Source organism: Phenylobacterium sp., from assembly GCF_036264965.1.
Taxonomy (GTDB): Bacteria; Pseudomonadota; Alphaproteobacteria; order Caulobacterales; family Caulobacteraceae; genus Phenylobacterium.
In genome coordinates, this window is record NZ_DATAPY010000147.1 from 1 (window position 1) to 14631 (window position 14631).

14 protein-coding genes are annotated in these 14631 nt (G+C 68.3%); 6 read left to right on the forward strand and 8 right to left on the reverse strand.

The features are described from left to right. The 3 genes from VHS75_RS23140 to VHS75_RS19395 form a co-directional block, all read right to left on the reverse strand. On the reverse strand, positions 1-160 hold a 160-nt coding region (locus VHS75_RS23140), incomplete at its 3' end, for a TetR family transcriptional regulator (protein ID WP_414694373.1). Positions 161-231: 71 nt separating this feature from the next. Further along, the gene (locus tag VHS75_RS19390; protein WP_329640259.1) at positions 232-1269 is read right to left on the reverse strand and encodes a TauD/TfdA family dioxygenase; all 1038 of its coding nucleotides are present in this window, start codon (positions 1267-1269) and stop codon (positions 232-234) included. An 11-nt stretch (positions 1270-1280) separates the two neighbouring features. Next, positions 1281-3032 carry an N-acyl-D-amino-acid deacylase family protein gene (locus VHS75_RS19395; protein ID WP_329640260.1) on the reverse strand — a complete coding sequence of 584 codons (1752 nt, stop codon included), beginning with the start codon at positions 3030-3032 and terminating at the stop codon, positions 1281-1283. Between the two features lie 194 nt (positions 3033-3226). On the opposite strand from VHS75_RS19395, the gene VHS75_RS19400 reads away from it, so the two are divergent. Beyond that, positions 3227-3352 carry a hypothetical protein gene (locus VHS75_RS19400; RefSeq protein WP_329640261.1) on the forward strand — a complete coding sequence of 42 codons (126 nt, stop codon included), beginning with the start codon at positions 3227-3229 and terminating at the stop codon, positions 3350-3352. A 4-nt stretch (positions 3353-3356) separates the two neighbouring features. On the opposite strand, the gene VHS75_RS19405 is transcribed toward VHS75_RS19400, so the two are convergent. Continuing rightward, positions 3357-3773, reverse strand: a complete 417-nt coding sequence (locus tag VHS75_RS19405; protein WP_329640262.1) for a hypothetical protein — start codon at positions 3771-3773, stop codon at positions 3357-3359. 47 nt (positions 3774-3820) lie between these two features. Between VHS75_RS19405 and VHS75_RS19410 the strand changes: the two genes are divergently transcribed. From VHS75_RS19410 to VHS75_RS19420, 3 genes are all read left to right on the forward strand, one after another. Next, positions 3821-4957, forward strand: coding sequence for a DNA cytosine methyltransferase (locus VHS75_RS19410; RefSeq protein WP_414694369.1), 1137 nt, complete (start codon positions 3821-3823; stop codon positions 4955-4957). 80 nt (positions 4958-5037) lie between these two features. Next, entirely contained in the window at positions 5038-6027 is a 990-nt protein-coding gene (gene cysK / locus VHS75_RS19415; RefSeq protein ID WP_329640263.1) for a cysteine synthase A, read from the forward strand. Between the two features lie 45 nt (positions 6028-6072). After that, positions 6073-6534: a DNA mismatch endonuclease Vsr gene (locus VHS75_RS19420; RefSeq protein WP_329640264.1), complete on the forward strand. Its 462-nt coding sequence runs from the start codon at positions 6073-6075 to the stop codon at positions 6532-6534. Positions 6535-6603: 69 nt separating this feature from the next. Here the strand turns inward: VHS75_RS19420 and VHS75_RS19425 are convergent, their stop codons facing one another. The 3 genes from VHS75_RS19425 to VHS75_RS19435 are packed head-to-tail and all read right to left on the reverse strand — an operon-like array spanning position 6604 to position 9393. Beyond that, positions 6604-7077 (reverse strand): OsmC family protein, encoded by a 474-nt coding sequence (locus VHS75_RS19425; RefSeq protein ID WP_329640265.1) that lies wholly within the window; start codon positions 7075-7077, stop codon positions 6604-6606. Positions 7078-7090: 13 nt separating this feature from the next. Then, the gene (locus VHS75_RS19430; protein ID WP_329640266.1) at positions 7091-8878 is read right to left on the reverse strand and encodes an acyl-CoA dehydrogenase C-terminal domain-containing protein; all 1788 of its coding nucleotides are present in this window, start codon (positions 8876-8878) and stop codon (positions 7091-7093) included. A gap of 35 nt (positions 8879-8913) precedes the next feature. Further along, positions 8914-9393 (reverse strand): MerR family DNA-binding transcriptional regulator, encoded by a 480-nt coding sequence (locus VHS75_RS19435; protein WP_329640267.1) that lies wholly within the window; start codon positions 9391-9393, stop codon positions 8914-8916. Positions 9394-9596: 203 nt separating this feature from the next. Between VHS75_RS19435 and VHS75_RS19440 the strand changes: the two genes are divergently transcribed. Further along, positions 9597-12044: a zinc-dependent metalloprotease gene (locus tag VHS75_RS19440; protein ID WP_329640268.1), complete on the forward strand. Its 2448-nt coding sequence runs from the start codon at positions 9597-9599 to the stop codon at positions 12042-12044. Between the two features lie 230 nt (positions 12045-12274). Here the strand turns inward: VHS75_RS19440 and ltrA are convergent, their stop codons facing one another. After that, positions 12275-13564, reverse strand: coding sequence for a group II intron reverse transcriptase/maturase (gene ltrA / locus VHS75_RS19445; RefSeq protein WP_329640269.1), 1290 nt, complete (start codon positions 13562-13564; stop codon positions 12275-12277). Between the two features lie 584 nt (positions 13565-14148). On the opposite strand from ltrA, the gene VHS75_RS19450 reads away from it, so the two are divergent. Beyond that, positions 14149-14538: a hypothetical protein gene (locus VHS75_RS19450; protein WP_329640270.1), complete on the forward strand. Its 390-nt coding sequence runs from the start codon at positions 14149-14151 to the stop codon at positions 14536-14538. Positions 14539-14631: the final 93 nt, after the last annotated feature.

The window sequence follows — 14631 nt, forward strand, 5'->3', positions numbered from 1 at the left end:
AGCTGGCCTGCTCCGCCACCTTGCGCAGCGAGGTCCCGGCGTAGCCTTCCTGGGCGATCACCGCGATGGCCGCGGCCAAGAGCTCGGCGCGCCGAGCGTCCCGATCCCCGACCGGCCGCCCGCGGCGTGCCTGAGTCTTCAAAGCAAGGTCTTGAGTCATGACGCGAACTTACCGCGTCCGCCCGGTGACGCAATTCTCAGAACAGGCGTCGTGTAAAGCGGTGCTGCCCGCTACTGCACCGCGTCCAGGCGGCTGATCTTGGCGGCCTTGAGCCAGTGCGGGTTGGCCTTGCCGAAGTGGGGCGGCCGATCCTCCAGGACCTCGGTCTCCAGCCACAGGCGCTTTAAGTGCCGGATCTTGCCCGCTGCGCGGTCGTCCTCATAGGCCGTGCGCCCATGCAGCACATGGTAGTTGTTGATGAACTGCATGTCGCCGGGCTCGAAATCCATGATCACCGAATAGGCGCCGCCCTCAGCCTGATCCTGCATCCAGGCCAGGGCCTCAATGGCTTTCTCCGTCAGGCGCGGCGCGTCGGCGTGGCGCTGCGAGGCCAGGATGTAGGGCCGGATCAGGCGGATGAAGACCCGCCCGCCCTGACGGCTGAACACCGGCATCAGGTACCAGCCGGGTTTGCCAGGCGCCTGTTCGCCGCGATAGTCGAAGGGCTGGGGCTTGTAGAGCTCGGCCGCCAGGTCCGGGCGCTCGCGGACCAGCCGATTGTGCAGGGCGACCGAGTTGCACACCGCCGACAGCCCGCCGGAAATCCCGGTCTGCAGGCACATCAGCCCCACCAGGTCCGAGCCGTCGCAGTGGAAATCCAGGCCTACCAAACCGATCTCATTGCCGCGAGAGGTGGGGTCGCCCACCGGCTTGCCGTGGTCGGTGACGTCGCCCAGCAGATGGCCTTTGGCGTTCTGCGGCCACGGCTTGCCGAGGTGCGCGCCGATCCCCCAGTAGGCCATGCTCATCTGGTCGTTGGTCCAGCGCTCGCGGGGCAGGCCGCGCAGGCGCACGAAGCCGCGCCCGTCGATCAGCTCGCGCTCGATGTCCCTGAGGCGGGCGCCCAGCGTCGGCAGTGGGAACTCAGCCTTGCCGATCGCTAGGAAGTCGTCGGACACCGAAAAGGCGTGCGCGACCGCCGCCTCCAGCTCGTCCACCTCGGAAGGCGATAATAGTTCGGTCCAGGCCGAAGGATCGGCGACATCCGGCGCGGCCCACTCGCACGCGGGCTCCAGGACCTCGGGCTTGAAGGCGGCGATATCGTTCATCGGAGCTGCTCCTATTCCGCCGCCATGGCCGCCGGCGCGGCTTGCGCGCCGCGCAACAGCCGGCCGGGTAGGGCGTCGGTGGGCTCGCCGTCGCGGTAGGTGACCTGGCCGGCGACGATGGTGGCGGTATAGCCCTCGGCCCGCTGGATCAGCCGGCGACCGCCGGTCGGCAGGTCGTAGGCGACGGAAGGGGCCTTCAGCTTCAGGTTCGGATAGTCGATGACGTTGAGGTCGGCGCGATAGCCCGGTTGGACCAGCCCACGATCAAAAAGCCCAACCGTCTCGGCGGTGTCGCGGCACTGGGCCTTGACCATCGTCTGCAACAGCAGCTTCGGCCCGCGCGTGCGGTCGCGGGTCCAGTGGATCAGGTTGGTGGTCGGGAAGCTGCCGTCGCAGATCATCCCCACATGCGCCCCGCCGTCGGAGAGGCCGGGGACCACGCAGTCGTGCTGCAGCATCTGATAGGCGGGCGCGAGCGTGTTCTGGGCGTAGTTGAGCAGCGGCAGATAGAGCATGCCGCGCCCGTTTCCTTCCCCGCCGTCCAGCATCTGGTCTAGCGCCGCGGCGTAGGGATCGAGGCCCCGTTCGGCGGCGATGGCGGCGATCGAATGGTCCGGCGTTGGCTCATAGTCCGGGTTGTCCTGGCCCATGGGGTATATGCGGTCCCAGGCCCGCGCCGGCGACAGGCCGGGCGCCTTGGCGTTCTCCGCGTCCTCAGCTAACAGCCGGGCGCGGAAGCCCGGATCGCGCAGGGCCGCCACCCGCTCCGCCAGCGGCAAGGCCTTAATCTCGCGATAGCTCGGGTGGCTGGAGAACGGGTTCACCGTCAGCTCTAGGCCGAACAGCACGCCCACCGGCCGCGTCGCCACCTGGGCGCGGATTTGCAGGCCCGCGGCCTTGGCTTCGCTCATCTGCTCCAGCATGAAGCGCCACTGCTCCGGATCGCGCGGGCTCTGCAGCAGCGAGAATGACAGCGGCCGCCCGGACGCCTCGACGATCCGCCGCAGCATGGCGAATTCCTCGGCCGGGTCGTTGAAGTCCGAGACCACCTGCAGGACGCCCCGGCCCGCCGCCGCCATGCCCATGGCGATCCCGGTCAGTTCGTCCTCGCCCGCTGTCAGCGTCGCGATCGGCGAGCCATCGGACGAGCGGTGGTTCAAGGTCCGCGAGGTGCCGAAGCCGATGGCCCCCGCCTCCATCGCCCGCTTGGCGATCGCCGCCATGGCCTGGATGTCGGCCTCCATCGCCGGCTCCCGGTCAACCCCGCGCTGGCCCATGACGAAGACCCGCAGCGCCGCATGCGGCAGCTGGCTGCCGATGTCCACGTCGAAGCGGCGCTTCGAAAGGCTGTCGAGATAGTCCGGATAGCTCTCCCAGTTCCAGGGCAGGCCCTCGGTCAGCACCGGGAAGGGGATGTCCTCGACACCTTCCATCAGTCGCACCAGCCGGTCGTGGTCGTCAGGCTTGCAAGGGGCGAAGCCGACGCCGCAATTGCCCATCACCACCGTGGTCACCCCATGCCACGACGAGGGCTGCATGCGCTGGTCCCAGGTCGCCTGGCCGTCATAGTGAGTGTGGATGTCGACGAAGCCCGGCGTCACCACCTGGCCGCGGGCGTCGATCTCCTCGGCGCCCAATCCGGCGATGCGGCCGACGGCTGCGATCGCTCCGTCCTTGACCGCCACGTCGGCCTCGAAGGGCGCGCCGCCCGTCCCGTCGACGACGCTGCCGCCCCGGATCACCAGGTCGTAGGCCTTTTCCATCGCGCGCGTCCTTGAGCCTTGGCGGTCTTCGGGCCGTCCCGCAGCCATTTTGCCGCCTGCCAGGCGGGGTCGGTCAAGCGGCATCGCGCCGGCCGGCCGCCATTCACGAAGGATTAGCCGCGTCTGTTCCCGCGCCCTTAAGCCCGAACAAGCTAGACCACAGCCTCGCGTGAAGATCGGTTGAGGGACCCATCGTGACGCTCAAGACCATCTGGGCCGCCGCGGCGGCCGCTGCGATCGCGATCGGCCTGGCTCTGCCGGCCGTCGCCCCGCACGGCGAGCCCAAGTCGCAGATAGAACAGCTCGAAGTACAGCGCTAGCGCCCTACCGCTTCACCACCGCCGGTCCCGCGCAGCCGCCGAGCGGGCTGGAGCCGGGCAGGGTGATTTCGGCGGCCATCGGCCAGGGCAGCCCGCCCAGGGTCTCGACGCATTGGCTACCATAGAGGCTGACCTTCAGGATCTGTCCGTCGGCCATGGCCGCGTTCCACACCGCCGAATGCGCCGTGATCAGCGCGCCGGGGGCATTGGCCACCAGGTCGGGCTCGTTCGGCCGTGACAGCGTCAGCTGCGTTCCCCGCACCTTCAGCGTCCAGCCGGCTTCGCTGTTGTGGGCGTCGATCGGCTGGCTGAAGTTCAGCGCCACGTCCGGCGTCGGCGGGGTATCCGCGCCCGGGTCCTTCTCCTTGCCGCAGGCGCAGAGCGCCAGGAGCAGAAGCGGGGCGGTCCAGGGGTGACGCATCAAGGGCTCTCTCTTCGGGCGGGCAAATCAGGGTACGGGACATCGCTGTGAGCGGCCAGCGCCTGACCTTCTACGAATTCTTCGCCGGCGGCGGCATGGCCCGGCTGGGACTTGGCCGCCGCTGGAGCTGCGCCTTCGCCAATGATTTTGACCCGGTCAAGGCGGCAACATACCGCGCGAACTTCGCGGACGCCGCCGAGCACCTGCATGAGGGCGATGTCTGGGCGCTTGGCGCCGAGGGCCTGCCCGGCCACGCCGACCTCGCCTGGGCGTCCAGCCCCTGCCAGGACTTCAGCCTGGCCGGCGCTCGCGCGGGGCTGGCCGGCGGCCGCTCCTCGGCCTTCTTCGGCTTCTGGCGGCTGATCGAGGGCCTGGCGGAGCAGGGCCGCAGCCCCCGCGCTATCGTCATCGAAAACGTAAGCGGCCTCCTGACCTCCCACGGTGGGGCCGACTTTACGGCCCTCGGCCAGGCGCTGGCCGACCAGGGCTACAGCTTCGGCGCCCTGGAGATCGACGCGGCGGCCTTCCTGCCCCAGTCGCGGCCCAGGGTCTTTGTCATCGCCACGCGCGATCCGCCGCCGGCCGCCCTGACCGGCGCGAGCCCTTTCCATAGTCGGGCGGTGAAGGCGGCGGCCGCCGGCCTGCCGCCGGACCTGGAGCGGCGCTGGATCTGGTGGCGCCTCGCCGCGCCGCCGGCGCGCAACACCGACCTTTCCGCCCTGCTGGAGCCCGACGCCGCCGTCGCCTGGCACATGCCCGCGCGCACCGAACGCTGGCTGGAGCTGATGGCGCCTTTGCACCAGGCGCGCCTGGAGGCGGCGCGGGCGCGGGGCGAACGGGCTGTCGGCGCGATCTTCCGGCGCACGCGGGTCGAGGACAGCCGGCGGGTGCAGCGCGCCGAGGTCCGCTTCGACGGCCTGGCCGGGTGCCTGCGCACGCCGCGCGGTGGCTCGTCGCGCCAAGCCATCGCGGTGGTCGAGGACGGGACCGTGCGCACCCGCCTGCTCAGCCCGCGCGAGGCGGCCCGGCTGATGGGCCTCCCCGACAGCTACGGCTTGCCACGCGCAGCGACGTCCGCCCTGCACGTAGCCGGCGACGGCGTGGCCGTGCCGGTGGTGCGCTGGCTGGCGAGCGAACTCCTGGAGCCCTTGCTGGCCGGCGCCTCGGCGATCGCCGCCGAATAGGACCGCCGACCCCTTCCAATCGCCATGGGAACCCTTAGGTTCGCGGGCGGAAAAGGGCGTTCCCGCGAAAGGTCCATCGAATGGATTCCACCCCCGACAAGGTCTACGACGCCGCGCGCTACCAGCGCGCCGGGCGCGGCAAGATCTTCGACTCGATCCTCGACACCGTGGGCGATACGCCCCTGGTGCGCCTGCCGCGCCTGACCGCGGCGCTGAAGCCCAAGGGCGAGGTGGTCGCCAAGCTGGAATTCTTCAACCCGATCGCCTCGGTGAAGGACCGCATCGGCGTCGCCATGGTCGAGTACCTGGAGGCCAAGGGCGTCCTGAAGCCCGGCGGCATGATCGTCGAGCCGACCAGCGGCAACACCGGCATCGCGCTCGCCTTCGTGGCCGCCGCCAAGGGCTACAAGCTCACCCTGGTGATGCCCGAGAGCATGTCCATGGAGCGGCGCAAGATGCTCCTGATCCTGGGCGCCAAGCTGGAGCTCACCCCCGCCGAGCGCGGCATGGCCGGCGCCGTCGCCCGCGCCCGCGAGATCGTCGAGGCCACGCCTGGCGCGGTGATGCCGCAGCAGTTCGACAACGTGGCCAACCCGCTGATCCACCGCGTCTCGACCGCCGAGGAGATCTGGAACGACACCAAGGGCGCCGTTGATGCGGTCATTTCCGGCGTCGGAACGGGCGGCACGATCACCGGCGTCGGCCAGGTGCTGAAGGCCCGCAAGCCCTCGGTTCGGATGATCGCCGTCGAGCCGGAAACCTCGCCCGTGCTCTCCGGCGGCCAGCCCGGCCCGCACAAGATCCAGGGCATCGGCGCCGGTTTCGTCCCCTCGATCCTCGACCGCGGCGTCATCGACGAGGTGGTGCAGGTCTCCAATGACGACAGCTTCGCCATGGCCCGGCGCGTGGCGGCGGAGGAAGGCATACCGGTCGGCATCTCCTCCGGCGCGGCGCTCACCGCAGCCTTCGACGTCGCCAGCCGCGACGAGATGAAGGGCAAGCTGATCGTCGCCATCATCCCCTCCTTCGCCGAACGCTACGTCTCGACCGCGCTCTTCGAAGGGCTCTAGTTCCCACCGCTCATCCCCGCGAAGGCGGGGACCCAGGCGCTCTTTGTGACCGACGTCTACTCATCCGAGAAGCGCTCGGCGGTGATGCGCCAGGTGAAGGGGCGTGACACGGCCCCGGAGCTCAAGGTGCGCCGCGCCCTGACCGCGCTCGGCGCCCGCTACCGCCTCCACCGCGCCGACCTGCCCGGCAAGCCGGATATCGTCCTGCCCGGCCGCAGGCTCGCGCTCTTCGTCCACGGCTGTTTCTGGCACGGCCACGACTGCGCCCGCGGCGCCCGGGTGCCAAAGCAGAACCGCGACTACTGGGTCGGCAAGGTCGAGCGCAACCGGGCCCGAGACGCGAAGAACCGCGAGGCGCTCGCCGGCCTCGGCTGGCGCGTCGAGACGATCTGGGAGTGCGAGTTGAAGGACGCCGCGGGGCTTGAGGAAAGACTGCGAGCCCTGCTCGCCACCCCACACTCGTCATCCTCCGGTCAGCCGCAGGTTGATCCGGGGGACCCAAGCTGAATTGCAGGTTGGGGCGAGGCCGCTTGGGTCCCCCGGATCGCGTCTTTGCGCGACCGGAGGATGACGATGTCAGGAGACCGCCACCACCTCCTCCACCACGATCTCCGTCTTCACCGAGTTGGCGATGAAGCAGACGTGGTGGGCCCTGTGGTGCATCTCGTCGCGTTCGGCGGGCGTCGGCTGGCGGCCGACGTAGGTCACCTCCGGATGCAGCGTCACCCGGCTCACCCACATCTCGCCGTCCTCGCGCTTCTCCATCACGCCCACCGCCTCGTCGCGGTAGCGGGTGGCCAGGAAGCCGGCCTCGCGGGCGATGTGGAGGAAGCTCAGCATGTGGCAGGTCACGATCGCGCCCACCAGCATCTGCTCCGGATCGACCGCGCCGGGCACGGACCACTTGTTCCCCACCACATGCGGCGAGGCGGTGCCGGGCGCCTCGAAGCCACTGTCGAACACCACCGAATGGCCGCGGCTGTAGCGACCCGCGGCGAAGTCTTCGCCGTCCTTCAGGCTCCAGTCCGCGGTGGCGCGGTAGGTCGCCATCGGTCTCGTCTCCTCAGAAGGCGTCGGCGGGCAGCGCCATCAGGGTCTCCGCGCCGGTCTTCAGCTTGGCGAGGCGCCCGGAGGTCTCCGGCAGCACGCGGGCCATGTAGTAGCGCCCCACCGCCAGCTTCTCCGCATAGAGCGGGTCGTGCGATCCGGCGGCGATCTTGGCTTCGGCGGTGACGGCCATCATCGACCACATGTAGGCCAGCGCCGTCAGGCCGAACAGGTGCAGGTAGTCGGTGGAGGCTGCGCCGGCATTGTCGGGGTTGGCCAGTCCGTTCTGCATCAGCCACAGGGTGGCCTCCTGCAGCTCGCCCTTGGCCTTGGCCAGACCCTCGGTGAACGGCTTCAGCGCCTCTTCGCCCTCGTGGGCGGCGACGAAGGCGTCGAGCTCCGCGAAGAAGCCCATCACCCCGCGCCCGCCGTCAGCGGCCAGCTTGCGGCCGACCAGGTCCAGCGCCTGGATGCCGTTGGTCCCCTCGTAGATCAAGGCGATGCGGCAATCGCGCAGGTACTGGCTGACCGGGAAATGTTCGGTGAAGCCGGAGCCGCCATGCACCTGCATGGCGTCGGAGCACACCTGGAAGCCGCGGTCGGTGAGGAAGCCCTTCAGCACCGGGGTCATGAGCGCCATGTAGTCGTGGCCCTTCTGCTTCACCGCCTCGTCGGGACTAGCTTCGGCCAAGTCCCCATGCAGGGCGGTCCAGAACAGGAAGGCCCGGCCGCCCTCGATGATCGCCTTGGCGTCCATCAGCATGCGGCGCACGTCCGGGTGGACGATGATCGGATCGGCCGGCCCGTCGGGGTTCTTAGGCCCGGTCAAGGAGCGGCCCTGCAGGCGGTCCTTGGCGAAGGCCGCGGCGGCCTGATAGGCGGCTTCGGCCTGGGCGATCCCCTGCATGCCGACGCCCAGACGCGCCTCGTTCATCATGATGAACATGATCGAGAGGCCGCGGTTCTCCTCGCCGATCAGCCAGCCGGTGGCCTCCTCGTGGCTGATCACGCAGGTGGCGTTGCCGTGGATGCCCATCTTCTCTTCCAGGCTGAGGCACTTCACGGCGTTACGCGCGCCCGGATTGCCGTCCTTGTCGGGGATGAACTTGGGCACGATGAACAGACTGATGCCGCGGGTGCCGGCCGGCGCGCCCTCAATGCGGGCCAGCACCAGGTGGACGATGTTCTCGGTCAGGTCGTGCTCGCCCGAGGAAATCCAGATCTTCTGGCCCGAGATCCTGTAGGTCCCGTCCGCCTGCGGGACGGCCTTGGTGCGCAGCAGGCCCAGGTCCGTGCCGCACTGCGGCTCGGTCAGGTTCATGGTCCCGCCCCACTGGAAGGACGCCAGCTTCGGCAGGTAGAGGTCCTTCTGTTCCTGGGTCCCGGCGGCGTGGATCGCCGAATAGGCGCCGTGGGTCAGGCCCGGATACATCGAGAACGCCATGTTGGCCGCCGAGCTCATCTCGGAGAACGCCAGGTTCACGACATGGGGAAGTCCCTGGCCGCCGTAGGCCGGGTCGGAGCCCAGGCCCGGCCAGCCGCCGTCCACAAGCTGACTATAGGCCGCCTTGAAGCCTTTCGGCGTGGTGACGGAGTTATCGCTGGCCCAGTGGCAGCCCTCCTTGTCACCCACGCTGTTCAGGGGCGCGAGCACCTCCGAGGTGAACTTCGCCGCCTCATCGAGGATCTGGTCGACGGTGTCCATCGACGCATCGGCGAAGGCCGGCAGGTTGGCGTAGCGCTCCAGCTCCAAGAGGTCGCGCAGGATGAAGGCGTAGTCGCGGACGGGCGGCTGGTAGGGCATCGCGGTCTCTTCTCCGAGCCGCGACAGATCAGCGGCTATTTGGCTTCGCTATGTTCCACGCCGTCGAGCCTGCGGCGCAACATCTGATCGTAGTCGGCGGCGCGGGGCAGCAGGTCCGGACGGGTCTTCGACAGCCGGGCTTCCAGGGCTTCGCAGCCGTCCTTCAGCTCCTTGATCGCGTTGTCGATATCGATCTTCTGGCTCTCCAGCGCAACGATGCGTTCCTGGAATTTGCGCAAGCTCTTCGCCGCCTGTTGGGCGCCGCCGTCGTCGACTTCGTAAAGGTCGAGGATCTCGCCGATCTCGGCGAGCGCCAGGCCCACGCGCTTGCCGCGCAGGATCAGCTGCAGGCGGGCGCGGTCCTTGTAGGAATAGACTCGGTTCAGCCCGTCGCGGGCCGGGGCCAGCAGGCCCTTGTCCTCGTAGAATCGCAGGGCCCGCGGCGTGCATTTGAATTCAAGGCACAGCTGGCGGATCGTGAAGGTGCGGTTTGGCCGGCGAAGATCGGTCGGCATCTCACAAGTCCTCCGGGTGCGTGTTTTTGTGAATTACACCGTAAAACTATGCTTCCGCGCAGGTCAAGGCGGCTGACCTAACGGCGCCCTGGGACGTTTTGGCGCGCAGGGGCCTTGGCTGCCGCGCTCTACCCGTCCTACTGTCGAGCCCGAGCAGTTCGGGGATGATCTCAGTGAAATCAGGTTTGTTCGGCGCGGCCGCCATGGCCGCGATCCTTGTCGTCGTGGGGCCGGCGGCGGCGTGGGCGCAAGCGGCGCCGGCCAAGCCTGCGGAGGCCGCGGCGACCGCGGGTCTCACCCGCCAGGACGGCCTGCTGCCGGTCTATCTGGACAAGGACAAGGGCCGCATCCTGGTCGCCCTGCCCAAGGCCGACGCGGCAGGCGCCAGCGGCCGCTTCCTCTATGTCACCGCCCTGAAGACCGGCCTCGGCTCCGCGCCGGTGGGCCTCGATCGCGCGCGGATCAGCCAGAGCAAGATCCTGGTCTTCCGCCGTATCGGGCAAAAGGTCATCGCCGAATATGAGAACCCCCGCTTCGTGGCGACCGGCGGCTCGGCCGACGAGCAGGCCGCCGCCCACGACGCCTTCGCCGTCTCCACCGTCTGGGCCGGCAAGGTCGAGGGGACGACCGCCGACGGCCGGGTGCTGGTCGATCTCTCCGGCTTCCTGACCCGTGACGTCGAAGACATCGCCGGCGACCTGCAGCGCTCCGGCGAGCGCGGCTTCAAGATCGTGCCCGATCTGTCGGTCGCCGACCCGGCCGCGGTGAAGGTGTTCCCGGAGAACCTGGAGTTCGAGGCGCGCCAGACCTTCGCCTCCGACACGCCGGGGCCGGAGGTGCGCAACATCGCCCCCGACGCCAAGCTGATCACGCTGACTATCCGCCACAGCCTGATCAAGCTGCCGGAGCCCGGCTATGTCCCACGCTATTTCGATCCGCGCTCGGGTGGCTTTGACAGCATTGTCTATGACTATGCCGCGCCGCTCGACAGGGACATCGCGGTGCGCCTGGCCCACCGCTTCCGGCTGGAGAAGACCGATCCGAGCAAGGCCGTCTCGCCGGTCAAGAAGCCGATCGTCTTCTACGTCGACCGCGCCGCGCCGGAGCCCGTGCGCACCGCCCTGCAGCAGGGCGCCAGCTGGTGGGCCAAGGCCTTCGAGGCGGCGGGCTTCAAGGACGCCTACCGCGTGGAGATCATGCCGGAGGGCGCCGACCCGCTGGACGTCCGCTACAACATGATCAACTGGGTCGACCGCGCCACCCGCGGCTGGTCCTACGGCGCCTCGATCACCGATCCGCGCACCGGCGAGATCATCAAGGGCTCGGTGCTGCTGGGCGCGCTCAGGGTGCGGCAGGACATGCTGATCTTCGAGGGCCTAGTCAGCGCCGACCAGGACGGCAAGGGCGGCGGCAACGACCCCGTCCAGGTCTCCATCACCCGCCTGCGTGAACTGGCCGCCCACGAGGTCGGCCATACGCTCGGCTTCGCGCACAACTTCGGCGCCTCGACGCAAGGTCGCACCTCGGTGATGGACTACCCGCCGCCGCGGGTGAAGCTGACCGGCGGCAAGATCGACCTCTCCGACGCCTACGGGAAGGACATCGGCGACTGGGACAGGTTCATCGTCGACTGGATGTATTCCGACGTCCCGCGCGGCGCGGCGGGCGAGAAGGCCCTGGCCGCCAAGGCGAAGGCCGCGTCGGAACGTCTGCGTTTCGTGCAGGACGACGACTCGCGGCCCGTGGAATCCGGCCACCCGGCCGGCGCCATCTGGGACGACGGCGCTGACACTATCGCCGAGCTCGACCGGATGATGGTGGTGCGCAAGGTCGCCATCGACCAGTTCGGCGAAAAGGCCCTGAAGCCCGGCGAGGCGCTGGAGGCGCTGCGCCGCAAGTTCGTGCCGATCTACCTGCTGCACCGCTATCAGGTGGAGGCCGCCGCCAAGTCCGTCGGCGGCGTCGACTTCGGCTATGGCCTGAGGGGCGACGCCAACGCCGCCGCCAAGCTGGTCCCCGCCGACCGTCAGCGCGCGGCGCTGACCTCGCTGCTGGCGGCGATCACGCCGGAGGCGCTGGACACACCCGAAAAGCTGATCCCGCTGCTCTCCTCCGGCCAATCGGGCCGCCCCGACCGCCAGACCGCCATCGAGATCATCCCTACCGCCGGCGGGCCAATCTACGACAGCCTGGCCGCCGCGGACGTGGGTGCCGGCATCGTGGTCGATGCGCTCACCGCCGCCCCGCGCCTCAACCGCCTGGTCGACCAGCACCGCCGCGATCCCAACGAGCCGGGCGTCGGTGAGGTGACGGCCAAGCTGCTCGACGCCGCCTTCGCCCCGGCCACTGGTCGCTACGCCGAGATCGCGCGCCGCACCCAGACCCGCACGGTCCTGCAGCTGGCCTACGCGGCGCGGCAATCCGCGACCTCGTCCGGCGCGGCGTCGGAGATCGGTCAGGCCCTGGACGACCTCGCCGCCAAGCTGAAGTCGTCGCCCGGCGCCGATCCCGCCGAGCGCGCCCACCGCCTGCACCTTGCGGCCCTGCTGGAAGACAAGGACGAGCTCAAGCGCCTCCTCGCCGACACCAAATGGCGCCCCGAGACTCCGCCCGGCATGCCGATCGGCGAAGACGACGACGGGGATTTCTAGGCCGTCAAAACTCCGCTCATCCCCGCGAAGGCGGGGACCCAGGCTTTTTTTGGCTTGAGGTCCACATTCGGTAGAGTAGGGATGTGGCGCAGCGGCCGTAGGTCGTGCCTGCGTGTTTGCCGCCCCTTTCGTCTGGCGGTGCCTTAGTGGCTCGACCGTAGCTCCGTTTCCACATCCCCCTCATCGAACCGGACATGCAGATCTCCCGCATCCGGCTCTCGGACAAGAACTCACGCCTTCACCCACGACGGGCCGCGGCCACGCTGGGTCAGACGTACGAGACCGAAGTGCCCGTAGAGGTGCGAGAGCGGATAAACTCCGTACCTATGTCCTCTGACCCTGTGTTTGGACCGCAGCCACCGGCGCAACCGCACCGCCGTGTAGTTGTCGACCGCGCGAAACGCCTTGATGGACGATCCTACAATGAAGTAGTTCGCCCAGCCGCGTAGCGCCCGATTCAACTCCGCCACCTGCTTTGTGGTCTCTTGCCAGGTCCGCGCTCGGTCGGTGAGCGCATGGACCTTTTCGACCATGCGCCTGATGCTCTTCTTGGACGGTCGCAAGGCCAAGCGGGCCTTGCCTGTCGTTGGAGAGTACATCCGCCCGAACGTGAAGCCCAAGAAGTCGAACTCACCTTCCGGGACCTTGCAGATGCGTGTCTTCTCCTCGTTCACCGTTAGCTTCAGCTTGCCCATGATCTCGCGCAGGTGATGCAGCGCCGTTTCGGCGTTGCCTCGTCGGCACAGGATCACGAGGTCGTCTGCGTAGGTGACGAGCCGGGCGCCAAGGCGTTCCTCCAGGCCGAGCTTCTTCCACCCCAACACGAACCGGCGCATGTAGAGATTGGCCAGCAACGGTGAGAGGGGTGAGCCCTGCGGAATGCCGCGCCGCTGATCCCGAGCCTCTGTCGTGCATGTCTTCCGTCCTCGTTGGTCGGTTTCTTCCACGGGGCAGTCCAGCCACATCTTGATCAGATGCAGCACGCGCCGATCGGAGATACGGCGCGCCACCGACTTCATGAGGTCGGCGTGTGGAATGCTCCCGAAGTAGTCGGCCAAGTCGGCGTCGACGACGTCCGGGCGGCCACGGAACAGCAGCTCTTCCACCTCCACGGCGGCCTGCTGGGCGTTTCGCCCAGCGCGGCAGGCGTAGATTTCTGGTGGAAGGTCGGCTTCGAAGATCGGCTCCAGCACCAGCATCGCTGCTGTCATGCAGACCCGATCCCGCACGGTCGAGATGCCCAGCGGCCGAAGTTTGCCGTTGGCCTTCGGTATGAACACGCGCCTGATCGGCTCCGGGCGGTAGGTCTCCTCCCTGAGCGCAAGCGCCAGTTCGCCAAGCCACCGCTCCAGCCCATACGTCTCGATGTCCGCGAAGTCCTGGCCGTCTACGCCCGGCGCGCCCTTGTTGGAGCGGCACTGAGCGTAGGCATGCGCCAGAATGTCGTCGCGGCTGATCTTGTCGTAGAGGGCGTAGAAGCGGTAGCCGGCTTCCGTCTTCGCTTTCGCGTGTAACGCCATCTGCAGTTTCTGGACACGTTTCGGAGTTGCTAGGTTTCCCAATCTCCGGTCCCTCGCCACTTGTTGCGTTGGTCTTGAACTGAGGCCCCTTCCCTCCACCGGCATTGCCCGGCTTCAGCGGTACTACGGGCCTCTCCGCCACCCCGGTGCGCCCGGCCTGTCCCTCACGGGCGTCCGGTTGATCATCCCTGTGTTGCGTGCGCTTTCCTTGTGTACGTGCTGCCGCCACTACCCCGGTGCAGCAGACGGGCGTACTCGTCGCTCTTACTCGCCCGTCCGTATCAGCCTTCCCCGGAAGGGTTGCCGGGTCGGCCTGCACATCGTCCTTTTCGAGGCTTGCTCCGCGTTCACTCACGTTGCGGCCCGCACACTCGCGCTTGTCACCGTAAATCGTGACCAGCTATCCGAAGGCTTCAGACATTTCGTCTCCTCCATGCCTGCTCCGGTTGCTTCCGGCTGGAGCGGTTGCCGGGTGGGACTTGCACCCACTGGAAAGCGCCGCCTTCTCACGGCGCACACCCGTTGCGGAAGTTGCGCCGCCCTGCTTAGCTCACCGACGGTTTCGGGGCCGGGGAGGGCGTCACTTGTTCATTGCGTCACTTGTGATGTTTGCATTGGCCCAGGCAGACGCCGGCGGACCCGAACGCCAAGTGTACGACGTGGTCTTTGCCCCGCTCGAAAGGCAAGAACGAAGGTACGCCGACTTAGGGCCGGTCGGGCCCTACTATCCCGAAAGGGCGTCCCGCGCCCATCAAAGCGGTGAGGCGATCCTGCAATGCCAAGCCGAAGCCTCCGGACGGTTGCAGCATTGTGCGCCGGTGGCCGAAACCCGCGGCGGGTGGGGCTTCGCCATCGCTGCTCGGATCATGGCGGATCGAAAGCGGATCATGGCGGCTGGTTCGCCGACGGCGGGAGAGACGATCCTGGTCCGTGTGCCATTCAGCCTCGGCGCACCCGTCACCACAAAGCCTTAGGTCCGCCTCCTCCGAAGGGACATCGTGAATGAGGCCTGGCCACCGCAAGAAAAAACCTGGGTCCCCGCTTTCGCGGGGATGAGCGGATGGGGG

Coding starts and splice junctions, on each gene's coding strand:
- VHS75_RS19440 (WP_329640268.1), top strand. CDS start 9,597: ATGGCCGCGATCCTTGTCGTCGTGGGGCCGGCGGCGGCGTGGGCGCAA.
- VHS75_RS19430 (WP_329640266.1), bottom strand. CDS start 8,878: ATGCCCTACCAGCCGCCCGTCCGCGACTACGCCTTCATCCTGCGCGAC.
- VHS75_RS19405 (WP_329640262.1), bottom strand. CDS start 3,773: ATGCGTCACCCCTGGACCGCCCCGCTTCTGCTCCTGGCGCTCTGCGCC.
- VHS75_RS19425 (WP_329640265.1), bottom strand. CDS start 7,077: ATGGCGACCTACCGCGCCACCGCGGACTGGAGCCTGAAGGACGGCGAA.
- VHS75_RS19435 (WP_329640267.1), bottom strand. CDS start 9,393: ATGCCGACCGATCTTCGCCGGCCAAACCGCACCTTCACGATCCGCCAG.
- VHS75_RS19390 (WP_329640259.1), bottom strand. CDS start 1,269: ATGAACGATATCGCCGCCTTCAAGCCCGAGGTCCTGGAGCCCGCGTGC.
- cysK (WP_329640263.1), top strand. CDS start 5,038: ATGGATTCCACCCCCGACAAGGTCTACGACGCCGCGCGCTACCAGCGC.
- VHS75_RS19395 (WP_329640260.1), bottom strand. CDS start 3,032: ATGGAAAAGGCCTACGACCTGGTGATCCGGGGCGGCAGCGTCGTCGAC.
- ltrA (WP_329640269.1), bottom strand. CDS start 13,564: ATGGCGTTACACGCGAAAGCGAAGACGGAAGCCGGCTACCGCTTCTAC.